Annotated in this window: 28 protein-coding genes; 13 read left to right on the top strand and 15 right to left on the bottom strand. The window is 35.8% G+C overall.

What is annotated here, in order from left to right; genetic code table 11:
• Window position 1 precedes the first annotated feature (1 nt).
• Window positions 2-1,855 (top strand): transglycosylase domain-containing protein, encoded by a 1,854-nt coding sequence (locus MKY29_RS15070; protein WP_241599511.1) that lies wholly within the window; start codon window positions 2-4, stop codon window positions 1,853-1,855.
• A 574-nt stretch (window positions 1,856-2,429) separates the two neighbouring features.
• Here MKY29_RS15070 and MKY29_RS15075 read toward each other — a convergent pair.
• Both MKY29_RS15075 and MKY29_RS15080 read right to left on the bottom strand, forming a co-directional pair.
• Window positions 2,430-2,981: an AAA family ATPase gene (locus MKY29_RS15075; protein WP_241599509.1), complete on the bottom strand. Its 552-nt coding sequence runs from the start codon at window positions 2,979-2,981 to the stop codon at window positions 2,430-2,432.
• A gap of 249 nt (window positions 2,982-3,230) precedes the next feature.
• Window positions 3,231-3,791 carry a DUF5366 family protein gene (locus MKY29_RS15080; RefSeq protein WP_093494887.1) on the bottom strand — a complete coding sequence of 187 codons (561 nt, stop codon included), beginning with the start codon at window positions 3,789-3,791 and terminating at the stop codon, window positions 3,231-3,233.
• Between the two features lie 240 nt (window positions 3,792-4,031).
• On the opposite strand from MKY29_RS15080, the gene MKY29_RS15085 reads away from it, so the two are divergent.
• The 8 genes from MKY29_RS15085 (at window position 4,032) to MKY29_RS15120 (ending at window position 11,397) form a co-directional block, all read left to right on the top strand.
• Window positions 4,032-6,464: a Na+/H+ antiporter subunit A gene (locus MKY29_RS15085; protein ID WP_340880183.1), complete on the top strand. Its 2,433-nt coding sequence runs from the start codon at window positions 4,032-4,034 to the stop codon at window positions 6,462-6,464.
• Window positions 6,451-6,873, top strand: a complete 423-nt coding sequence (locus tag MKY29_RS15090) for a Na(+)/H(+) antiporter subunit B (RefSeq protein WP_093494889.1) — start codon at window positions 6,451-6,453, stop codon at window positions 6,871-6,873. Before MKY29_RS15085 ends, MKY29_RS15090 begins: the two co-directional genes overlap by 14 nt.
• Window positions 6,873-7,214: a Na(+)/H(+) antiporter subunit C gene (locus tag MKY29_RS15095; RefSeq protein WP_090567165.1), complete on the top strand. Its 342-nt coding sequence runs from the start codon at window positions 6,873-6,875 to the stop codon at window positions 7,212-7,214. The genes MKY29_RS15090 and MKY29_RS15095 overlap by 1 nt, the downstream gene beginning before the upstream one ends.
• Entirely contained in the window at window positions 7,207-8,694 is a 1,488-nt protein-coding gene (locus tag MKY29_RS15100; RefSeq protein WP_340880873.1) for a Na+/H+ antiporter subunit D, read from the top strand. The genes MKY29_RS15095 and MKY29_RS15100 overlap by 8 nt, the downstream gene beginning before the upstream one ends.
• 1 nt (window position 8,695) lies before the next feature.
• Window positions 8,696-9,175, top strand: coding sequence for a Na+/H+ antiporter subunit E (locus MKY29_RS15105; protein WP_093494891.1), 480 nt, complete (start codon window positions 8,696-8,698; stop codon window positions 9,173-9,175).
• Entirely contained in the window at window positions 9,172-9,453 is a 282-nt protein-coding gene (locus MKY29_RS15110) for a Na(+)/H(+) antiporter subunit F1 (protein ID WP_093494892.1), read from the top strand. Before MKY29_RS15105 ends, MKY29_RS15110 begins: the two co-directional genes overlap by 4 nt.
• Complete coding sequence (mnhG, locus tag MKY29_RS15115; RefSeq protein ID WP_269923211.1) at window positions 9,437-9,799, top strand: monovalent cation/H(+) antiporter subunit G; 363 nt, start codon at window positions 9,437-9,439, stop codon at window positions 9,797-9,799. The genes MKY29_RS15110 and mnhG overlap by 17 nt, the downstream gene beginning before the upstream one ends.
• Window positions 9,800-9,924: 125 nt before the next feature.
• On the top strand, window positions 9,925-11,397 hold the full coding sequence (locus MKY29_RS15120; RefSeq protein ID WP_340880184.1) for a polysaccharide deacetylase family protein: 1,473 nt from the start codon (window positions 9,925-9,927) through the stop codon (window positions 11,395-11,397).
• A gap of 497 nt (window positions 11,398-11,894) precedes the next feature.
• Here the strand turns inward: MKY29_RS15120 and MKY29_RS15125 are convergent, their stop codons facing one another.
• Together MKY29_RS15125 and MKY29_RS15130 are read right to left on the bottom strand one after the other, a co-directional pair.
• Complete coding sequence (locus MKY29_RS15125; protein WP_090567147.1) at window positions 11,895-12,113, bottom strand: hypothetical protein; 219 nt, start codon at window positions 12,111-12,113, stop codon at window positions 11,895-11,897.
• 59 nt (window positions 12,114-12,172) lie between these two features.
• A complete protein-coding gene (locus MKY29_RS15130; protein WP_241599505.1) occupies window positions 12,173-13,675 on the bottom strand; it encodes a leucyl aminopeptidase in 1,503 nt (500 codons plus the stop codon).
• 121 nt (window positions 13,676-13,796) lie between these two features.
• Here MKY29_RS15130 and MKY29_RS15135 point away from each other — a divergent pair, with 121 nt between their 5' ends.
• Entirely contained in the window at window positions 13,797-14,273 is a 477-nt protein-coding gene (locus MKY29_RS15135; protein WP_241599503.1) for a divergent PAP2 family protein, read from the top strand.
• Window positions 14,274-14,307: 34 nt separating this feature from the next.
• Here MKY29_RS15135 and MKY29_RS15140 read toward each other — a convergent pair whose 3' ends face one another.
• The 4 genes from MKY29_RS15140 to MKY29_RS15155 form a co-directional block, all read right to left on the bottom strand.
• On the bottom strand, window positions 14,308-14,631 hold the full coding sequence (locus tag MKY29_RS15140; protein WP_090567138.1) for a YuiB family protein: 324 nt from the start codon (window positions 14,629-14,631) through the stop codon (window positions 14,308-14,310).
• Window positions 14,632-14,726: 95 nt separating this feature from the next.
• The gene (locus MKY29_RS15145) at window positions 14,727-14,843 is read right to left on the bottom strand and encodes a YuiA family protein (protein ID WP_416235978.1); all 117 of its coding nucleotides are present in this window, start codon (window positions 14,841-14,843) and stop codon (window positions 14,727-14,729) included.
• A gap of 241 nt (window positions 14,844-15,084) precedes the next feature.
• Entirely contained in the window at window positions 15,085-16,296 is a 1,212-nt protein-coding gene (locus tag MKY29_RS15150) for an NAD(P)/FAD-dependent oxidoreductase (protein WP_090567135.1), read from the bottom strand.
• Window positions 16,297-16,653: 357 nt separating this feature from the next.
• Window positions 16,654-17,016, bottom strand: a complete 363-nt coding sequence (locus tag MKY29_RS15155; RefSeq protein WP_093494896.1) for a HesB/IscA family protein — start codon at window positions 17,014-17,016, stop codon at window positions 16,654-16,656.
• A gap of 146 nt (window positions 17,017-17,162) precedes the next feature.
• Here MKY29_RS15155 and MKY29_RS15160 point away from each other — a divergent pair, with 146 nt between their 5' ends.
• Window positions 17,163-17,855 (top strand): DUF2225 domain-containing protein, encoded by a 693-nt coding sequence (locus tag MKY29_RS15160; RefSeq protein ID WP_340880185.1) that lies wholly within the window; start codon window positions 17,163-17,165, stop codon window positions 17,853-17,855.
• Window positions 17,856-17,874: 19 nt separating this feature from the next.
• On the opposite strand, the gene MKY29_RS15165 is transcribed toward MKY29_RS15160, so the two are convergent.
• Entirely contained in the window at window positions 17,875-18,108 is a 234-nt protein-coding gene (locus MKY29_RS15165; protein ID WP_090567122.1) for a NifU family protein, read from the bottom strand.
• Between the two features lie 82 nt (window positions 18,109-18,190).
• On the opposite strand from MKY29_RS15165, the gene MKY29_RS15170 reads away from it, so the two are divergent.
• On the top strand, window positions 18,191-18,514 hold the full coding sequence (locus MKY29_RS15170) for a YuzD family protein (RefSeq protein WP_340880186.1): 324 nt from the start codon (window positions 18,191-18,193) through the stop codon (window positions 18,512-18,514).
• Between the two features lie 280 nt (window positions 18,515-18,794).
• Here MKY29_RS15170 and MKY29_RS15175 read toward each other — a convergent pair whose 3' ends face one another.
• The 4 genes from MKY29_RS15175 to MKY29_RS15190 form a co-directional block, all read right to left on the bottom strand.
• Window positions 18,795-19,220, bottom strand: coding sequence for a spore coat protein (locus MKY29_RS15175; RefSeq protein ID WP_241599498.1), 426 nt, complete (start codon window positions 19,218-19,220; stop codon window positions 18,795-18,797).
• A gap of 39 nt (window positions 19,221-19,259) precedes the next feature.
• Window positions 19,260-19,781, bottom strand: a complete 522-nt coding sequence (locus tag MKY29_RS15180; RefSeq protein ID WP_269915738.1) for a spore coat protein — start codon at window positions 19,779-19,781, stop codon at window positions 19,260-19,262.
• A 138-nt stretch (window positions 19,782-19,919) separates the two neighbouring features.
• Entirely contained in the window at window positions 19,920-20,123 is a 204-nt protein-coding gene (locus MKY29_RS15185) for a spore coat protein (protein WP_093494900.1), read from the bottom strand.
• Window positions 20,124-20,339: 216 nt separating this feature from the next.
• Window positions 20,340-21,407, bottom strand: coding sequence for an NAD(P)/FAD-dependent oxidoreductase (locus MKY29_RS15190; protein ID WP_093494901.1), 1,068 nt, complete (start codon window positions 21,405-21,407; stop codon window positions 20,340-20,342).
• Between the two features lie 127 nt (window positions 21,408-21,534).
• Here MKY29_RS15190 and MKY29_RS15195 point away from each other — a divergent pair, with 127 nt between their 5' ends.
• Entirely contained in the window at window positions 21,535-21,771 is a 237-nt protein-coding gene (locus MKY29_RS15195) for a YuzB family protein (protein WP_340880187.1), read from the top strand.
• 28 nt (window positions 21,772-21,799) lie between these two features.
• Here the strand turns inward: MKY29_RS15195 and MKY29_RS15200 are convergent, their stop codons facing one another.
• The gene (locus tag MKY29_RS15200; protein ID WP_340880188.1) at window positions 21,800-22,564 is read right to left on the bottom strand and encodes a TIGR01457 family HAD-type hydrolase; all 765 of its coding nucleotides are present in this window, start codon (window positions 22,562-22,564) and stop codon (window positions 21,800-21,802) included.
• On the bottom strand, window positions 22,551-23,012 hold the full coding sequence (locus tag MKY29_RS15205) for a DUF86 domain-containing protein (protein ID WP_241599490.1): 462 nt from the start codon (window positions 23,010-23,012) through the stop codon (window positions 22,551-22,553). The genes MKY29_RS15200 and MKY29_RS15205 overlap by 14 nt, the downstream gene beginning before the upstream one ends.
• Window positions 23,013-23,027 lie beyond the last annotated feature (15 nt).

Genomic DNA, 23,027 nt, shown 5'->3' on the forward strand with positions numbered 1-23,027 from the left:
TATGCGACAAGCAATCGGATATATTATCGTTCTTCTTTGCTTTCCTCTCATTTGGATTTTATATTCGTTTATCCATAGTGAGATTTTAACTGCCTCTGAGTTTAAAGAAGATTTGAAAGGGGCTATTCCCCTTAATCCACCAGCAATTACTTCGCCTATCGTTCTTTTAGATAAAGATAAGGTAATTTTTTCGGAGGATTATGTCGAGTGGCGAGATCCCTTGCCATTAGAATCCATCCCCCTCTTCGTTCAAGAGGTACTGATTCAAAGTGAAGATGTAGAATTTTATAATCATATTGGCTTTGATTTTAGTGCGATTTTTCGTGCTGTTTTTGCAAATGCAGCAGCGAATTCAAGCGACCAGGGTGCGAGTACAATCACTCAGCAATTAGTAAGGTTACGTTACTTGTCAACAGAAAAAACATATGAACGTAAAGTCACTGAACTAGTCTACGCCTACGAGATGGAAAAACAATCTAACAAAGAGGAAATACTAGAAAATTATTTAAACGAAATATACTTTAGCAACAAGGTTTATGGAATTGGCGCAGCCGCAACCTATTATTTTGGAAAACCGTTAAATGCATTAACTGAAGCGCAGCAAGTATTTATAAGCGCTATTCCAAATAACCCCAGTGTATATAACCCATTGAAAAATTTTGAAGCAACTAAAAAGCGGCAAGAATTGTTGATTGATATTTTAGTGAAAAACGATAAAATTTCTACAGAGCATGGGAATATGTTAAAAAATGAGCCTATTGTTCTTCAAACAAAAACAAAGACACAATTGTACCCTGTCTATAGTACGTACGTATTAGACGAACTAAAGTCCTTGATCAGTATTAGCGAGGGATTTCAAGAGAAAATCGAATCGGCTTCCAATGAGCAGCAAGCAGTGTTTCATAAAAATGAATTACAAACTCGCGTGAATGAAGTAATTTCTCAAGGGCTAGTCGTTCATACCGCATTAGACCCTAACAAACAAAAAGAGGATGTCTCATATATTGATAACCTTTTAAAAAACACTAAAGACTTACAGGCTGCCTCTGTTGTTATTAATAATGAAACAAGAGAAATTGTTAGCATGTTTGGTGGTAGAGATTATCGAAAGTTTGATTTTAACCGGGCTAATCAAGCTGTACGACAACCTGGTTCTGCTTTAAAACCATTACTAGTTTATGGTCCTGTTTTTGAAATGACATCTTTAACTCCAAACAATGAAATAAGTGGCGGTAAATTATGTATTGCGAGTTATTGTCCGCAAAATTATGGGGGGTCCGTATATGGAAATGTCTCCTTAAAACAAGCTTTTCGTTTTAGTCATAACACCCCAGCAGTGCGCCTATTACAAACTGTTGGAATTGAGGAAGCATTTGCGAAGCTAGACCAATTCCAGTTCAACCATTTAATAGAGGGTGACCATACTTACCCTGCAGCTCTAGGTGGTTTAACAAATGGAGTAACCACACTTGAGATGGCGGATGCTTACACAAGTTTTATTGACGGAATGTATAAACCCGCTCATGCTATTCGCAAAGTTACGAATAAGAATGGCGATACTTTATATGAATGGAAAGAAGAAAAGATAGAAGTATGGTCCCCTAAAACTGTAAATATAATGAGAGATTTACTTTCAGATGTTGTAGTTAACGGAACTGGCAAAGGGATTAACGTTAGGTCATCTTATGTTGGGGCTAAAACAGGTACAACAAATGACTTTTATGACTACTGGATTACAGGTCTTACCGATACTTATACAGCAGCAGTATGGATTGGCTATGATATGCCGAAAAATATGAAGCCAATAGAATCTAAAAAGATTCACCATAAAATATTTAACCAAATAATGAATTAAGAAAAACCTGTTTCTATCGTTTTCGAAGGGCTTAGGATAGACTTGTTGCTATCTTCTTACCAACTTGTTTTTTGCAAGTTGGTCGTGACTGACTTTCATTTCTCGGTAATTTTATCTTCGCCAGCCTACAACTTTAGGAAAAAGATTAGTGTCTTTTGTGAAATTAGTGAAAAGAAAAAAAGCCACTCTTAATGAAAAGAAAGAGGCTGGGACAGAACCCCAAAACAGCATTTTTCTCTGTGAGAAAAATGCTGTTTTTTTGCTGTGAACAAAATGCTGTTTTTTTGCTGTGAACAAAATTGATTTCCATTCCAGGGACGCTTTCCACGGGCGTGGCCTGAGCCTGTAGTCTCAGGCGTCACGCTATTCCCGTAGGAGTCGCCCCTCCATTCCAATCAATTTTATTATATATCCATTATTTAATAAAGGTTTCTCCTTGGTCGGCTTTTCTTCACTTCTACTATAAAGAAATAGTAGCACAAACCATGGCCTTGGTTTGTGCTACTAATGTTAGTATGTTTTCACTGCTTATTTAATGAATGCTAACTATTTCTGACACCCACTAATTTTAATCTTAAGCAAATCCTACAATTTCTCGAATAACAAACCGAACTTCATCAGGCATTTTAATAACAAATAAATGGTCTGCTTCATGTTCACTTGGTGCTATTATATCACCTGTATTGGTCTCTGCCTGCTGCCTAGAAAGTACTTCGTCAAAAGTAGAGGCGGTCCTTAATATACTTGTACTACGCATACTTTCAGAGATTCTCTCTTCCAAAATATGATCTGGTATTTCAAAATTCACAAGAATACAAGTAAAACCTTTGCTTTGATAATAATCAATTAGGCTTATACGGCCTTTACGATTTCTATTGGAATTGCAAAGAATTAGATGGCAATTAGTCTCATAAACCGCATGATGAACAATCGTCTGTGTAAGTGCATATTTAATCGTATTACTCCCTTGCTGGGGCAATAATGATTGGTAATATGTATGCAGGAATTCCGCATGATTATCTTGATCAATCACAACTGAGTTGAGAAGCTCTTTTTCTAGCGCTTTCGCAAATGTCGTTTTGCCACTATGCGTTTTTCCTACAGTTATAATTGCTAATCTGTTCACTAGACCCCTCCCCCATTCTAAACTTCAAGATTACCCTCCAATACTAAAATAGATATAAAGCTATGATAAAAGGTAGTTACTATCGCATTTACATAAATCAAGGTAGACACCACACTTAAGTCTTGAGGTGGAGTTTTTAATACAATTCACATTAAGCATGGTGACGCTCGCAGGATGAGTGATATAGATGAGACCTCACAACCGCTATGCGTTGATGACTCTTCTCCCTATGGCGAATTTTCAAAAAACTTAAAGAAATGGTAGACTCGCAACTATCCCATTATATAACTTGATAATTATATAAATAACAAGCGCGATGAAGAGACTCCAAATAATGATTTCAAACATGACTATACCAAGAGTACCGACAAGACTCATCGAACTGCTTAATTTATAAACTACATAAACAAAGTAGATAAAAGTAGTTAACAAAAATACAATTAGTAATAGTTGTATTGATTGAAATCCAACTAGAGAGATAACAGCTCCAACAAAAAAGATTACAAAGCCTCCCCGAGCCTGCGACATAGTTTTCCCTTCATAATCCTTGGAGAAAAATAACATACCAATTTCATGAATTGTCTCTGCAATTAGTTTCAATGCAGAAAAAACCATAAAATAAATTAATACCAGTATGATCAGCAAAAACAGTTTTAGTTCCAGATCAGACAGAAATTCTCTCATTCCCCCGTAAACACCAATTACCTTAAAAAGATCTATAACTTTATTCATCGTAAATGTAGCGAAAGATAAACTAAATAATACTATTGTTATTAGTGGTAAAAAGCCAAAAACATAAGGGTTTTTCATAAATGCTCCTTTAATTTGCTTACTGTTATATTTTCTTTTTTGTTCGACAATTGTTGAAGCAAGTGAATTCTTTATGACAATTAAAAATACGATGTTCTACTTATTTAACTAATCCTAAATATCATAACGAAAGAAAGAGACTATATGCAATAGCCTGTATTACTTTCCATGCAATCATTGCTTATTTGGGTTATAATTTTAGGGTACATTAAACCTTATTTAATCGAGAGGAGGATTTCCTTGTCCCTAATTTTCGCAATTTTTTTGCCCATAATAATAGCGCTAGTGATTCCTTTTTTGTTCAAGAAAGTTTCTAATATTCATACAGGTTGGTTTGTACTACTTGTTCCACTTGTTTTAGTATTCTTTTACGGCACCTATATACCAACTGTTATGGATGGTAACACATACATAGAAGAGTTATCTTGGGTTCCATCATTGGATATTTCATTAGTTTCATACATAGATGGGCTAAGTTTGCTTTTTTCATTGCTCATTACTGGAATAGGTGCACTAGTTGTTCTTTACTCTATCTTTTATTTGGATAAAGAGAAGGAGAAACTAGGTAACTTCTACGTTTACCTATTATTGTTTATGAGTGCAATGCTAGGAGTTGTTCAATCAGATCATCTCATAAGTTTATATTTCTTCTGGGAATTAACTTCTATTTCATCCTTCCTACTTATCGGATATTGGTATACAAAGGATCGTTCTCGATTTGGAGCTTTAAAATCGATGATGATCACTGTATTCGGTGGTTTAATGATGTTGGGTGGATTCGTATTACTTGGAATTATGGGAGAAACGTTCTCAATTCGTGAATTAATCGATCAGGCTCCAATTCTTGTTGGCCATGAGTTCTTTGTTTGGGCACTTGTTCTCGTATTAATTGGAGCATTTACAAAGTCAGCTCAGTTTCCTTTTTACATTTGGTTACCGGATGCAATGGAAGCACCAACTCCGGTTAGTGCATATTTGCATTCTGCAACAATGGTTAAAGCAGGCTTATACTTAGTTGCAAGATTCACACCAATATTTGCTTTATCAGAAGTTTGGGTTTGGCTCGTAACTGGAGTAGGATTACTTACATTATTTTGGGGTTCTGTCTTTGCTGTAAAACAAACAGATTTAAAGGCCATACTAGCTTTCTCAACAGTAAGTCAGCTTGGGTTAATCATGTCCTTGCTTGGTATTGGTTCTATCTCCTATCACGTTACCGGAACTCTAGTCACTACCTTTACGATCGCTACTTTTGCAGCAATATTCCACTTAATGAACCATGCAACGTTTAAAGGTAGCTTGTTTATGATTGCAGGTATTGTTGATCATGAAACGGGTACACGAGATATTCGTAAACTCGGCGGATTGATGAGCTTGATGCCTATTAGCTTTACTATAGCTATGATTGGCAGCTTTTCTATGGCTGGAATTCCACTATTTAATGGTTTCTTAAGTAAAGAAATGTTTTTAGATGCTACTCTTTCCTTGCAGCATTTTAACGTTCATTCTTTGGAATCTTGGTGGATTCTGTTTCCTATTGTTGCTTGGATTGCTAGCGTTTTCACTTTTGTGTATAGCTTGTACTTCGTATTCCATACATTCCGAGGAAAGCATAAGCCTGAGCTTTTACCTAAAAAAGCACACGAAGCCCCTTGGGGGATGCTTGTGTCTCCAAGTATATTAGCAATACTTGTGATAGTAATATTCTTTGTTCCTAACTACTTCAGTAGTTTGTTTATCAAGCCAGCTGTAGCTGCCATTCAGCCACTTGCATATCAAGTTCCAGCAGATATTGGATTTAAGATTAAAGCATGGCATGGTTTTGACTCACCGGCATTGTATATGACATTAGGCGTCTTTTTAATCGGTTTCATCTTATATAAAACGATTGACAAATGGGCTCCAGTATATGAAAGAATACCTGCTAAAATATCACTTAATAGATTTTACAATGGCCTGATGAATCTTTCAGACAAAGGCGCAAACCGACTATCTTCCAGTTATATGACTGGATCTATTCGGTCGTATTTAATCTATATGTTCGCAGCGTTAATCATTTTATTAGCACTTACAATGTGGATAAAAAATGCATTCGTAATGGATTTAACTAATTTGGCGCCAATTAAATTTTTTGAAGTGTTAATTTCTCTTATATTGATAATTAGCACTGTTACTATTTTGGTAACCAAGTCAAGATTAACAGCAATAATTGCTCTTGGAGCAGTTGGATATACAGTCGCTTTATTTTATATCATATTTAAGGCACCAGATTTAGCATTAACTCAGTTAGTCATTGAAACTGTATCAGTTGCACTATTTTTAGGTGCTTTTTATCATCTTCCTAAGATGAACAAGTATGAAAAAGGGAAAGAAGATCGCCGTTTCCGATTGAATAATTTCCTAATTGCTTTAGGTGTAGGGATCATGGTTACGTTAATAGCAATCGCTTCTCATTCACAAAAGTTAGTCGAGTCCATATCTGGATACTACAAGGAAACTGTATATTCAGAAGCTGGTGGTGGAAATATCGTAAATGTAATTCTAGTAGATTACCGTGGCTTTGATACATTATTTGAAATTGGTGTACTTACTATCGCGTCACTTGGGATTATCGGGATGATTACGGTGCAACTAGCAAAAAAGAAAGGAGATAGAAAAGTTGAAGACAAATGATCTAATTATTCAAACGACTACAAAAGTAGTGTTTTTCATCATCTTTCTATTCTCCATCCATATCTTTTTTGCAGGTCACTATACACCTGGCGGAGGATTTGTAGGCGGATTAGTCATGTCTAGCGCGATTGTTTTGCTAATGCTAGCTTTTGATTTGAAAACGGTACAGGACATGTTACCGGTCAATTACACAGTAATTACTGCTATCGGATTAATAATTTCATTGTTGACTGCAGCAGGTTCTATTTTCTTCAATGTTCCATTCTTCACTCATGTATATGATTACTTTAACTTACCATTACTTGGGGAAACCTCCATCCACACTGCTATGTTTTTTGATACAGGCGTATACCTAGTAGTGGTAGGAGTTACGATGAACATCATCCAAATGATAGGAGGAGATGAATAATGGAGATCCTCATGTCCATTTTAATCGGCTTTCTATTTATGGCTGCCGTCTATTTAATACTTTCTAGAAGCTTGTTACGTATAATTATTGGCACTGGTTTGCTAAGTCATGGTACACATTTACTGTTACTGACAATGGGTGGATTAGGCGGGGAATCTGCTCCAGTCTTAGCAGAAGGAATTACCGATTATGCAGATCCATTACCACAGGCTCTTATTTTAACCGCAATTGTAATTAGCTTTGGAGTAACTGCATTTTCGCTTGTGTTAGCTTATCGTGCATACAAAGTTGTTGGTACTGACAATATGGATTTGATGAAAGGAAATGAAGACAATGATTAACTTATTATTACTCCCTGTCCTAATTCCTTTTCTGTTTGCTGCTGTTCTACTACTTTTCCCTAAAAAAGTGAAAGCTCAGCGAGTTGTAACGATGATAGGTTTGGCCTTTGCTTTAGCTTCTTCTATTGCCTTACTTTATAAAGTAAAAGTAAATGGTGTACAAGCACTTACATTAGGTAGCTGGGCACCTCCATTTGGAATTACAATGGTTTCTGATATGTTTTCTGCACTATTGGTTACTTCTTCCCTACTCATCGCACTATTTGTTGTGTGGTATAGCTTCACTTCTATAGAAGAGGAACGTGAAAAAGCATTCTATTATCCTGCTATATTATTCATGCTTACAGGTGTAAATGGTGCATTTACTACCGGCGATATTTTCAATATGTTTGTATTCTTTGAAGTGTTATTAATGTCCTCTTACGTTTTAATCGTTTTAGGAGGAGAAAAGATTCAGTTAAAAGAATCAATTAAATACATAATCGTTAATATTGTATCTTCCTCGTTGTTTGTTATAACAGTTGGTTATTTATATTCAGTAGTTGGAACGCTAAATATGGCAGACATTTCTGTGAAGCTAGCAGAGATAGGACCATCTGGAATTGTAACAGTTATAGCGGTACTTTTTCTCATCGTATTTGGGATTAAAGGTGGTATATTTCCTTTATTTTTCTGGTTGCCAGGATCGTATGGAGCACCGCCTATCCCAGTGCTTGCATTATTTGGTGCATTGCTTACTAAAGTAGGTGTGTATGCAATTATGCGGACTTATACACTGTTTTTCACAACTGATGTTGGGTATACGCATAACTTGTTAATGATACTATCCATTTTAACTATCGTAGTAGGTTGTATTGGAGCTTTAGCCTATTTTAATGTTAAGCAAATTATTATATACAACATCGTCATAGCTGTAGGTGTTATATTGTTTGGAGCCTCTGTGATGAATGAAAGTGGAATGATGGGGTCTGTCTTTTATTTAATCCATGATATTCTTATTAAAGGCGCACTGTTCCTGCTAATAGGAATTATTATTAAGATAACAGGAACCTCGGATTTACGTAAAATGGGCGGTCTTATGAAGCGTTATCCCTTGCTCGCTTGGGTCTACTTAATTGTTGCATTTGGACTGGCCGGTATTCCTCCCCTAAGTGGTTTCATAGGGAAACTATTAATCGTACAAGGTGGATTTGAAGGAGATCTTTTGTGGCAAAGCATCTTCATTCTAGCTTCCAGTCTTCTAGTTCTCCTCTCAGCAATTCGTATTTTCATTTACGCATTCTGGGGTGAAGAAAAAGGACAACATCTTATTAGTAAGGAAAAGTACCGTCATTTATTAGCTCCAGCCATCACATTAGCAATTCTTACTGTCCTGTATGGTGTTGGTGCAGAGTATTTAGTGCCTTTTATGACTGATGCGACAAATGTACTCCTCGATCCCTCTATATATATTGATGCTGTATTCGAAGGGGTGAAATAATATGGCTTTCCAAATTTTATTGAATGTATTAATCGGGCTTACTTGGATGTTCTTATCAGTTTCTTTTAAGCCTACGACATTTATTGTCGGTTATTTACTTGGTTTACTAATGCTCTTCATGCTTCGTAAATCCTTTAGCTCTAGATTTTATATGGATCGGATATGGGCTGTCATAAAGTTAGCTAGCCTTTTTCTAAAGGAACTTTTGTTGTCCAACCTCTCTGTTTTGAAGTTAATCGTGCAACCAACAATGCCTATTCGTCCAGCAATCTTTGCTATGCCGACTGTACTCGAACAAGATTGGGAAATTACCCTTTTATCTAGTTTGATCACTTTAACACCCGGTACAGTAGTTATTGATATTTCAGATGACAATAAAACACTCTATATCCACTCATTAGATTTTGAAGATATCGATGAAGCAGTAGATTCCATTCGTAATACATTTGAAAAAGCCATTTTGGAGGTGAGTAGATCATGATAACCTTTCTATGGATAATAGTAGTGTTAATTAGTTTATCTATCTTAGCCTTTGTTTATCGCTTAGTGAAAGGTCCCTCTACTCCAGACCGTGTTATTGCACTGGATGCTATAGGAGTAGGACTTATAACGCTGATTGGGCTAATATCCATTCTGTTTGATACAGTCTTTTTCTTAGAGGTTATCTTGTTACTAGCAGTTCTATCCTTTATTGGAACTGTAGCTTTTTCTAAATTCACGGAGAAGGGAGAAATCATTCAACGTGACCGTAATAGCTAATACACTTATTATTGCTACCATTACTTTTGGGACCATATTCATCTTAGTTACTGCTATTGGTTTAATACGCCTACCAGATGCATTCTCTCGAGCCCATGCTGCTTCAAAAAGCGCAACTTTAGGGGTTATGAGTATATTACTAGGGGTATTTCTTCATTTTTGGTTAATTGAAGGCCATTTCAATTCCCGTATTTTACTAGGGATTGTTTTTATATTCATAACGGGACCTGTTGGAGGTCATATGATGGGTCGTGCAGCTTACCTGTCTGGTGTAAAATTATCCGATAAAACAGTACGAGACGATTTAGCCGAAGTGATTAAAAAGAAAAGAGAAAAACTTAAATAGGTAACGATAAAAAACAAATCTAAAGAGCATGTTTTGAATTTTTTTTCAAAACATGCTTTTATTTGATTGTTTTAGCAAACTTTTATATCAAGCTACACGTCTAATTAATGAAAGGAGATCTAATTATGAAAAAATCACGTTACAAACATCGAAAACCATGGATTGATGCTGCTTTTATTAGTATGATTGCACTTCTAAGCATAAGCCTCATCTTCCTCAGTTACTCAACAAAGAGTAATGCAAAACAATCTACAACCGACAACAAAAAATCTCCAGAAATAACAAAAGAGGAATCGACTATAGAATCGGCTTTTCCAGGAATACTTATTAAAACGGAGGTGTCCAATGATGAATATTCCCCTTATTCAATACAATATCCACATAGTAAGGTAGAATCATTTAATACACAGATAAAAAATTACATAGATGAACAACTAGATACTTATTTAATCGCCATGCAAGAAAATAAACGAATTGGTAGTAAAGCTCCAGGAGAGTTGAACATCGCATTTGAAATATTCCCACACACATCAGGTTCTTATTCATTTGTAATGGTTACAGGTACATATATAGGGGGAGCGAATGGATACACAAGTTTTCACACCACGCATCTCCGTACAGCTTCCGGGGAAGTTATAGAGATTGATGATTTATTTGGTCATGATGAATCTAAACTTATCAAACTATCATCACTTGTACGAGACAATATTAAGAAAGACCCTAGCCTTAAAGATAAAATACTGGAAGAAGAAATGATGCTGGCTACCGAACCAAAATGGAGTAACTTTAAGGAATTTGCGTTAATAGAGGATACACTTGTTATGTATTTTGAAGAGTACGAGATAGCAAATGGCTCTGCAGGCGCACCTATTATTGCCGTTCCTATTGCCGAGCTGTCTGAACAACTAGTAGCACCTTTTAAACCAATTGACACAAAAGATGTATTGCCGAAACCTTCTGTTGAAGAAGATTCTGAAGAAGTTGAAGTAGAACAAAACAGTAATGATGAGACTTCTACTCAAGTTGACGTACAAATTGGAAATGCAAAGACGAAACAAGTAGCTTTGACTTTTGATGATGGCCCAGATCCTAAAGTTACACCTAAGATTCTTGCAACTTTAGCAAAGTATGATGCTAAAGCAACCTTCTTCATGCTTGGCAGTAGAGTTGAATTCTATCCAGAAATAGCTGTAGATGTATTGGAAGCTGGTCATGAGCTAGGCAACCACACTTGGACTCACGCAAATTTGACCAATATGACGACGAACCTAATCACGGAAGAAGTCTCTAGAACTAATAACATTATCGAACAGGCCACTGGACAAGAACCTACTGTTTTCCGTCCTCCCTACGGTGCTTTTAATGATGACTTAATGAACATTTTGAGCCTACCCGTTGTGCTATGGGATGTCGATACACTAGATTGGAAGTACCGTGATGCCAATCATCTATTAACATCTGTGAAGAGTAGTGTCCATGATGGAAGCACCGTTTTAATGCACGATATTCATTTATCAACTGCCCAAGGTTTAGAAAGTGTGCTTGCATATTTGACTAGTGAAGGTTATACATTTGTAACTGTTTCTGAACTTGATTGACTAATAGAAAGTGACTAAAAATCAGAGCTTGTACTGGTTTCTACTATTTGACCAACCATAATAAAAAAGAAAAGACCGGAAAAGGGCACCCTGTCCTTTAAGGTCAAAAGCTGTTTCTAGCGTTTTAGTATGCTTAATACCGACTTGTTGCTATATAAGTATCCATTGAACTTTCAGGGATGCCAGTTGGTTGTGACGTCCGACAAAACTAATCAGCATCCTTTTTCGGTAATCTTATGGCGTTTGTCTATCCATCCCACTCCTGCAACTTTTGAAAAAGGAGTAGAAATAAAAAGAAGTAGTAAGTGTTCACAGTATAAAAGAGAAACTGCGAAGCATGAAAATGCGTTGTAACGGAAATCAGCTGTAATTCATAATTTAATGTTCTCTGAACCCAGTGCTCACGGAGCATTTCTATGTACACTTTTATTCTTTTAAAAAGCTGCTGTATCCACGAAATAACCGTGGACACAACAGCTTTTTTAGATACACTTTTCCTAGTAAAAACCACCGTAAAATGGTTGGTAAGGAAATGGCGTATATGGATAATAGTTTGGATATGGATTCGGGTAAAATGGAAACGGCTGTCTATACCCTCCATAATTTCCAAGAGAAGAACCTAAAAGACCTCCCACAAAACTACCTAACAATGGTCCCCCAAACGAACCTATAAAAGGACCTCCCCAATAATTACCTCTATTATATCTTCTTGGCATGTTGCTCCCCCTTTCAACACAGTGTATGCGTTTAGGGAAGCAACCTATAAGTGTTTCGCCTATTCTTCGTCAGCCATTCTTTCTACTAAAGTAGCAAGCGTACGTACCATAACTCCCGTACCGCCTTTTGGACCAAAGTCATGAGCTGCTTTTGTATCGGATGTACCTGCAATGTCCAGGTGAATCCAAGGAGTTTCCTCTACAAATTCCCCTACAAATCCACCACCGAAAATCATATGACCATCTCCACCAGGTGAATTGTTTAAATCTGCTACATCACTTTTGCGAATACGTTTTTTATCGTTTTCAGTTAGTGGCAGTCTCCAAACGAACTCTCCTGTTTCTAGTGATGATTCCATGAAGGTTTCGAAAAATTCTTCATTATTCGTTAAAGCACCTGTTTTATCGTATCCTAATGCTGTAATAACACCGCCTGTTAACGTTGCAACATCCACAATATAGTTAGCTCCTTGTTGCTTAGCATATGTTACAGCATCTGCTAAAACTAAGCGTCCTTCTGCATCTGTATTTAAAATTTCAATAGTTTTCCCACTCATTGATGTAATAACATCATCTGGTTTAAAAGCATTGCCTGAGATCATATTGTCTGTAGAAGCAATAATAGCAATGACATTTTTATTTGGACGAAGCTCTCCAATAATTTGCATTGCACCTAAAACAGCTGCTGCTCCCCCCATATCGCCTTTCATTCCAACTATTCCAGTTTTAGTTTTAATAGAGTAACCACCTGTGTCAAATGTGATACCTTTCCCTACTAACCCTACAACATCAGTCCAATCATCTGTTGCTTGATATTTTAAAGCAATAAGTCTTGGTTCCTCAACAGAGCCTTGATTTACAGCAAGAAGTGCGCCCATACCAAGCTCTTCAATCTCTTTCTTCCCAAGGATTTCGGTTTCAAATCCGTATGTTTCACCAAGCTCTCTTGCATATTCACCTAATTGTGTCGAAGTTAATACATTACCAGGTGTGTTAACAAGAATTCTTGCCTCATTTACAGCATCTGCATATATAGTACCTACTTCAAAATATGAAACGACTTCATCATCTTCTTCATCCATTAAGAGCTCGATAGAAGGTAAATAATAGTCCGGAACATTCGAAGTAGTTTTATATCCTTCATATGTAAATGAACCCATCCCAATTCCTTCAGCTGCTAAATAAGCTACATCTGCTACAACTATAGCTTCAGAAGTAAATGAAGGTAGCCATATTGCTAGTGACTCTGGTTTACTAGTTAGTAATTCTTTCCCCACAAGACCAAATGCTTCTCGTACTTTCTCTTGTGTTAATTGTTTTCGATCACCGATCCCAACAAATAAAACTCTTTTTACTGACTCATGGTTTGAAACTGGAATTTTGACGATTTTCTTTAACTCTGTAGATATATCCCCACTTTTTACCCAGTCCCCAATATGCTCTCCAAAGCTATTTAAAAAAGTATCCCATTTTGGTGTATTTTCTACATGCTTAGAAACCCCAACTACAAGTGTTTCAGATTGTACTTCTTCAAATAATACTTCATTTGTATGGATAATCATCATTTTTCCCCCTACTATTTTCGATATAATTTTATTATATAGGAACCTTACTTATTTTTCGACTAGTAGGAGTATGTTATACTATCTATAATATAAGTACAAATGAAAGGCGGTGTCTACTTTGGCAATCCTCCAAAATACTCCACTTATGGCTGCTCTTTTTTCTATTATATTTGCACAATTCGTCAAAATTCCTATTCACTTTTTAGTGACGAGAAAATTGGATTGGTCTTTATTCACTTCAACTGGTGGAATGCCTAGTTCTCACTCTGCTGCTGTTACATCTCTGTGTACCGCTATTGCTTTTGAAACCGGGCTTGGTTCCCCCTTGTTTGCAGTAGCTACAGTTTTTGCAGTAATTGTTATGTTCGATGCAACAGGTGTTCGTTTTCAGGCAGGTCAGCAAGCAATTATGATCAATCAAATGCGACTAGACTTCCAATTATTTGTAGAGCAAACAAAAGATTGGTCACATAAGAAAAATGAAGAAAAGATGGAAGAACTTAAGACCTTACTTGGTCATAAACCTATTGAAGTTTTCATGGGTGCCATAACTGGTATACTAATTTCCATTGTAATTTATAACTTTATACAATAAGAAAAGGATGGCTCAATTGAGCCATCCTTTTCTATTAAAACATTTGATATCCATTTTTTCTTAAATATTTTATGACAAATCCTGCAGCAATTGAACCAACAAGCCCGCCAGCTAAAATAATAATATCAGCAGCATGAAGAGAAACAATTTTTTCCCCTAAAGCAGAAAAAGCAGACCCTGGCTTTGTAAAATAATCAAAAAATCCAACTTCATCTATGATTAGCACCACAACAATCGGATAAAGAATTGCCATAAACCATGTCATACGTAGTAACATATTCAGTAGGAAGGCGATTCCAAAAAACATGACAAAAAATATAACAACTGAAAGTATCATTTGAACTAACATAAACTCCATATTATATAACCTCCGTAACATCTGTAAATAGTTTACCTTAACGGAGGTTAGTATTCAATCAACATATTTGTTTTCACTTTTTTGTCATATCTTGTTCACTTTCTTCCTGATCCATTACAGCAATTACATGTTTCAGATCCACCTAATCGAAGTTGAAAGTAGCCCTCCCCTTTGCAATATGGGCAATGTGCACTTTTTGTCTCAGTTTTCATTCTTGTCATATTAATCGTCTCCTTTTACACCTTTTTGTAATATTCAGATAATATATCACATACAAAATAATTTGTAAAGAGTTAATATGCTTAACACAAATATACGATAATTTAAGTTCAACTGTGAGAATGCTTCTTTATTTTGTAAATACTAAATTTATAGAATGAAAAATTTTATATTTTCATTTCATAGAAAAGCCCTCACTTTTAAAAAAGTGAGGGCTACAATAGTTTCTTCTAATTATAAACTGAATTTACCTTTTTTCACTACTAGAGGAATTCCGCCGATCATGTAAAGTGCACGATTATCTATTACTTTTTTCATGATTGATGCTTTTGTACCTGTAAGTTTTCTTCCCATTACATCTCCAATTGCATCATGTTCTCCAAGAGAACAAACAGTTCCTTTTAAACTTGGTATAAATTCTTCTGTCGGAGTATCATTCATAAGCGCTACAATATTTTTTGCGACAGTCACTGCTTGTTGCATTGCAATTTGAGCTGTTGGTGGGTATGGACGGTTAACAGCTTCATTGATCATTAGAGCACAATCCCCAACGATGAAGACATCTGGGAATCCAGGAGCTCTCATATCTTTTTCTACTTTAACACGTGCACGCATATTCTCAATACCTGATGATTCGATTAAGCGATTACCACGAACCCCAGCAGCCCATACTACAGTACCAGCTTTAATGAATTCGAATTCTTCTTCGCCTTTTTTAATTTTAACGCCTTCTGGAGTTGCCTCAACTACTGGAGTTCCAATAGAGAATTCAATTCCTTTAGCTTCTAATTGTCTAACTGCATATTCAACTAACTCCGGATCAAATCCTGGTAATACCATTGGAGCTGCCTCTACACAAACTACACGAACTTTATCTTTTGGCACATCGTATTCTTTACAAAGTTCGGGAACACGATTACCTAATTCACCTAAGAATTCAATACCTGAGAATCCAGCTCCACCTACTACGATTGTTAGACGAGTATCATCTTGTACTTCTTCTGTTGACCATGTTGCAAATTGATATTCAATATGATCACGAATTTGACGTGCAGCATTTACATTAGCAATTGAAAGTGCATATTTATCTAAGCCAGGGATACCGAATGTTTCACCTTCAAAGCCTAAACCAATAACTAAGTAGTCATATGTATACTCACCAGCACTCGTTGTAACTTTTTTAGTATTCACGTCAATAGCATCGACTGTAGCTTTCACAAAGTTTACTTTACTAGAATTGATTACACTTTTCACATCATAACGAACTTGATCTGGACGTAATGTACCAGCTGAAGCTTCATGTAACCAAGTAGATTCGTAATGATAATCATTTTTATTGATTAATGTAATATCGGCTTCATTTGCACCTACTAATTTTTGAAGGTTTACTACTGTAGATAATCCACCATATCCTGCACCTAATACTAGAATTGTTGGTCTTTTCACGAAGATCGCAACCACCTTTTTATATTTTTTGAGAAAAGTTATGACACATAATATACATCATTAAACTCTTCATCTTTGTCTAGTGTTCGACAAAAACTCTTACTTCCTATATTAGACCTTTTCTCATATGATTTCAATACAATGTTATTTTATTGTAAAGGTCTGAAAATACTGTGATTGAGCCTCAATAGACCTATAATTCAACTGATCAAATTCTTACAAAAAATAAAAGAAAAACCAAAATAAGCGATATTTTTTACTTCTTAAATTACTATAATCACTGATATAGCAGCAGGAATTTCATATAATTTCGTTAAAAAAGAACATTTCCTATAACAGAAAATGTTCTTTCATATATTAACAACTTTCAGGCGTACCCTCTTTTTTAGCTGTTCTGAATGATGTTCCACAACCACAAGAAGCAATAGCATTTGGGTTTTCTATTGTAAACCCGCCCCCCATTAATGACTCCTTATAATCGATTGTGGTTCCATTGAGTATCGAGGCATCTTCGGTTGAAACTACGATATCTATTCCGTGCTGATGAAGCTCTATATCTTCTTGCTGTTTTTCTTTTTCAAATCCCATTCCATAAGAAAGACCGCTGCATCCACCACCATTTACTGAAACACGAAGGGCAGAGCCTTCTTCTCCGTTATGCGTCATCATTTCTTTTACACGGTAAGCTGCCGCTTCAGATAAAATAACTACTTCGGTCATCTGAATCACCTTTCCTTTCTTATTTATATCATATCAATGTTTTTACTATCTAGACAAGGAAAACCGCTTGAATATTTACTTAGCTTTCAAGACATTTATCAAGTATAATAGAACTATAACGTGGTTGAGTGAAAAGAGGACTAAAGATGGAACTGACTCCCTATTATCAAAAAGACATTGAATGCTTACATTGCAAACAAAAGTTCAAAACAACAAAGGTTCGTTCAAAATTCATAAAAGTTGTATCTCACAATTCGGATTTTCAGCCTATATATGAAAACAAAGAAGTAAACCCTTTGTTATACAACATTTTTGTTTGTGAGCATTGTGGATTTTCATTTACAGATGACTTCACAAAATATTTTGCGCCTGGGGCAAAGGAAATAATCCAAGAACAAATTTCCAATAAATGGACAACTCGATCGCTTGGCAATGAACGAACGATTGAAGAGGGAATTATGGGATATAAACTAGGAATTCTTTCTGGAACACTGAAAAAAGAAAAATTTGTAACTATGGCAGGTTTTGCAATCCGTATAGCCTGGTTATACCGCATACAGGGTAAGCACGAAGAAGAAATTCGATTCATGGAAATCGCTCGGGATCGTTATGCTGATTCCTATTCAAATGATGACTACAATGGCACACAAATGTCCGAAACTCGAATGCTCTATTTAATAGCGGAGTTATCAAGGAAAATCGGTGATATTGAATATGCTACTCGTTACTTCTCTAAAGTAATTGAGAAACAAAATACGTCCATAGAACCAACCATTATTGAAATGGCAAAAGACCGTTGGCAAGAGATTCGTGCTCAAAAAGAAAAAGAAGCCCTATAAAAGGCTTCTTTTTTATAATTTAAAATACTTGTTCTACTTCCACTACTCCTGGAACCTCTTCCAAAAGTGCACGCTCAATACCGGCTTTAAGTGTAATTGTTGAACTTGGGCAACTGCCACAAGCCCCTAGAAGGCGTAGTTTTACAATACCATCTTCAATATCGACAAGCTCGCAGTCTCCACCATCTCTAAGTAAAAATGGACGCAATTTATCTAAAACTTCTTGAACTTGTTCATTCATTGTATCAGTCATTTCTATCGACTCCTTTCGCTATAATCATTATAATGTGAAGGAAGGAAAAAATCCAATAAAGAATTCTAAGGAGGTCACCATTATGTCGTTTCAATCTTTAAATATAGAAGTTTATGGAGCAGATGTCGTATGCGCAAGTTGCGTAAATGCACCATCTTCTAAGGATACATATGAATGGCTACAAGCAGCCATCGACCGTAAATTTCCAAATCACCAAGTTACTTTCAGCTATATCGATATCGAAAAGCCAATTGAGAATGAGCGACAACAACTTATTGCCAATCGAATTGCCGAGGATGAGTTCTTTTATCCACTTGTGATGGTTAATGATGAAATGATTGGAGAAGGCTATATTCAATTAAAACCAGTCTATGCTGCACTTGAGAAATATGGCTATACAGAATGATTCAATATCAAACGTTCTAGCAGCTTTTTCCATTAGGCATGATTGGACCTAGAATTGAATCACTTTTGAATAGAAATCCATCCACATGCTACTGATTTTATTGTTTCCTAATGCACAAAAAAGTTCGAAACGCTCGATCTAGAGCATTTCGAACTTTTTCAAAGTATTTCCCTACTTCTTAAAGTAATGTTTATTATCTTTACGCATAACTTCTCCGAGGATTGTATAGTTATTTCTCACAAAAAATATATATCCATTATCATTGTTTCTGTCTATTCCATTATAAAATATCTAATTTTGCAATTATTGCTACAAGGATTTGAAGTGAAGCTTGAATGTTAACCGCCACATCAATGTCAGTCGTAGTAACTGTCACATTTCTGGATCCTTCAACAATAGTTCTTTGAGTGTTTCGTTGTCTACTCTTTGTAAATTGCTTAATGTCTTGAACCACAGCTCTACTTTGTTCAGAATCTCCGATAGTTGCAATGATAACTGCCACTATAGCTGCTTGAATCGCTATTTGTAAAGAAACAGCCACTTGTGTATCTGTCGTGTTTACATTAACACCCTCTGAATCCCTAATGATAATTACTTCAAATGAATTTTGCTCAATTTCAGCATCTTGAACACTCTCTTGCGGATCGACCGCATTGTTATTATTATCACAATAATCCAGTGCTCTCCATCTTTCTCTATTCTCCATATCATTCACCTCTATTCGTTTTAAAGTTAAGAACATCGATTAAAGAACATCTAATTTGACAACTAATGCAAGTAATATCTGAAGCATAGCCTCAATATTTACAGCTAAGTCGATATCAGTAGTTGTGATATTTACATCTTTTGAATTATCAATATAGATTCTCTGTCTATTTGTTTGTTCTGAATTGAATTGTTGAAATAACTCTTGTGTTATCGTTTGTCCACGGTCACTATCACCGATTGTAATACTGATTACTAATGCAATAGCTAACTGCAAGCCTACTTGTAATGAAACTGCTGCTTGAGTATCTGTCGTTTGTACTACGACGTTGCATGAATCTTTAATCCATATTAATTCATCAGATTCTTGATCTAAGATTGAAATTTGATCGGCCCCTTGCCCAACTGTTGCATCTAGACTTTCCCTAGTTACCGCATCATTATTTTCGGAAGTATCTTGAACATTTTCTTCATTTCTATATCTCATATCTTCTGCAGACTCTTGGTTATTTCTTTGCTTACATTTCCTACAATCTGGATTTCCACAATTATAACTTGACATATCTACACCCCCTTTTCTTTTCTATATTGCAAGATATGCATTTCCTAATCTATGAGGAACGGCAAAGTTAATTTTTTCAAATAGAAAGACGCCTAATCTTAGGCGTCTTAGAATAAAAGAATATTCATTTCAACTCTATTACTTGTTTGGTTTTTGTTTAACAAATGCTTCCACTTGCTGGGTCAACTCTTCTAACAACTCTTTAATTTCTTGTTTTTGTTCATCTAACAAATTTCCCTTTACACTCTCGATATCGACACCATTTTTTCGGAAAGCATTGTTTACTAGCAAATCAACGACTTTATTAGAAATTTTCTCTGGTTTCTCAGGTAAATTACTCATATATATACCTCCTTTACTTAAAAACTATTTCATATCAGCATATGCAACAATCCGCAAAGGGGAAACTGCTCGAATCACGCACTATTTTTAATAGATACAGAATTTCAGTCTTATTTTATCAAGAAGCAAATTTATCCAAATAAAAAAAGACCCTCTCAATTAAGAGAAGGTCCCTAAACTATAGGTATAATGATACCTACATAATTACATTATATTTTACCCGTTGTGACGCTTATACATCCAAAGTAAGCCAGATTTCATCAAACGTGCGATCCTTCCAGTAACTGAGATGTCTGCCAAGTATGCAAATCCTTGTTTTTTCCCTAGAGAGCCCATGAACCCTTTTAGTTTGATTTCGGGCATCTTTTCTGGAAGCGGTGCATCTTTCCAGCGTGCTTGAAGTACTTTGACGATTTGCTCAGCTTGTTCTTCCGCTAATTGTGCACTTGGCGCTAATGGTAGAGATGCAGCATCTCCAACGACATATACATTCGGATAGCTTGGTAAATCATGATATTGTGTTAAAATAACACGACCTGTTTTATCTTTTTCACCTGGTAGTGCTCTTACAGGCGCTGCTGGTTGAATACCTGCAGTCCAAACAACTACATCTACAGGAATTACTTCTTCGTGATTGTATAATTTGTTCGGCTCTACTTTTGTAATGTTAGAATTACTAACTACGTCTACATTGTTATTATCAAACCATTTTTGTACATAATTACTTAATCTTTCTGGGAAGTCTCTTAAAACACGCGGACTGCGGTCAAATAACTTGATTGACAAGTCTGGACGGCTTTCACGAAGTTCACTTGCAAGTTCTATTCCGCTAAGTCCCGCTCCCACAATACCTACAACAGAACCAGAAGCTAGTCCCCCAATTTTATTGTAAGTATCTCTTGAACGCCCTATCGTTTGAATACTATAAGTAAACTCATCTGCTCCAGGTACGTTATGATATTTGTCCTCACATCCAAGTCCAATTACTAAATCATCATAAGAAATCGCTTGACCATCAGCTAGTAAGACTTGTTTGCTTTCTACATCAATTTCTATAATTTCTCCGTAGGTAACTTTTAATTTTTCGTTTTCTGGGAAGGCTACTCGAATACCACTATCCGGAGATGTTCCAGCAGCTAGAGCATAAAATTCAGTCTTTAAACTATGAAATGGTGTTCTGTCTATTAAAGTAATTTCTACATCATCAGGAATATTATTTGGTAATAAGCGAAGTAATATTCGCATATTTCCATATCCCCCACCTAACAATACTAATTTTCGCATAATATTCTCCCTTAAATTTAATGTCATCTCAAATTATAATAGATTGTGATACATTTCACAATAGAACATCTTAATTGACGTTCTCTTTAAAAAAGAGTAGCATGACCATGTAGTGAGGTGAACAGCTGTGAATCCTATGGTTGAATTTTGTATAAGCAACCTTGCAAACGGGTCCCAAGAAGCTTTTGATATATTAGAACAGGACTCTAATTTAGATGTGTTAGAGTATGGTTGCTTGAGTTATTGCTCCCTCTGTTCTGAAACTTTATTTGCCATTGTAAATGGAGAGGTTGTAGAAGCAAATACCCCAAGCGAACTTGTTGCAAAGATTTATCAATATATAGAGGACAATCCTCTATTTTAAAAGACTGAGGCTTTGTGCTTCAGTCTTTTTATTTTGTCCATTCACTTAATGATTCCAAATAATAGGTAGGTTGCTCCGCTTGAAGCTTTACTTCTGCTGTACTATTTACCCCACTATTCACGTGCACTGTATCAATCCCCATATGAATTCCAGTTAAAATATCTGTTTGATAATTATCTCCGATCATAACCATCTCTTCTTTGTTGAAGCCATACTGTTTTTGTATGAACTCTAACATAAATGACTGAGGTTTTCCCATATACAAAGGCTCGACTCCAGTAGAATACTCGACTAACTTTGTAAAAGCCCCATTACCTGGCAAAAACCCTATTTCTGTAGGGAAAGCATGATCACTATTTGTTGATAGAAACGCTGCTCCAGCTCTAACTGAAAGACAGGCAGTAGCCAGCTTTTCATAATTAATGTCACGATCAATTCCAAGAACGACAACATCTGCCATACCTTTAGTAATCGAAATACCTCTCGATTTAAGAGCATCTTCTAATCCAAGTTCACCAATCATAAAAACTTCTTTGTGCGGTATATACTCGCTAATATAATTTGCTGCAGCAATAGAAGATGAAATAATATGTTCAGTATCTACATGAATATCCATAATAGCTAGTTTTTCTTGCAGCTGCTTTTGCGTCATAGAAGAGTTATTTGTAACAAAAAAAGGCTGGATCTCATTGCTTTGTAAATAATGTATAAATTCCACAGCTTCATGAATTGGCGTTTTACCTCTATAGACAGTTCCATCTAAATCAATAAAATATGCTTTATAATTTAACATTAGAATCCTCAGGTAAAAAAGCTGAAACTGGTCCTAATTCGTCTATTAGATATGTTTCTACAGCTTTAGGAAATTCCTTTAAGTATTGTAAATTCTTGACGAGAATTCCTTCTAATTGCTTGTGATCTACCGCATAAAATTGACGAACAAGTACTTTTCTAAAATTTATAACTTCTTTTAAAGGGCCGTCCATTTCAACGGTGATAACTTTTTCATCTGTTAAAATATCGATAATATCATCGTACCCACCTGGATCACGCATAATAAATCCGTCGATCATCGAATTCCCTACATCGATAACAGATTCAATAATATTTTGACCAATTCGCTCGAACGCTAATTTGGATACTTCATCTGCTTGCCAATCTTTTTTTGTCTCTATAATGTTTAACAACTGGTTCATATGTGCCAATGTTAAAGCAATTTTTTTTCTATCTACAAAATACATTGAAAAGCCTCCTAA

The sequence above is a fragment of the Psychrobacillus sp. FSL K6-2365 genome (genome assembly GCF_038003165.1).
Classification (GTDB): Bacteria; Bacillota; Bacilli; order Bacillales_A; family Planococcaceae; genus Psychrobacillus; species Psychrobacillus psychrodurans.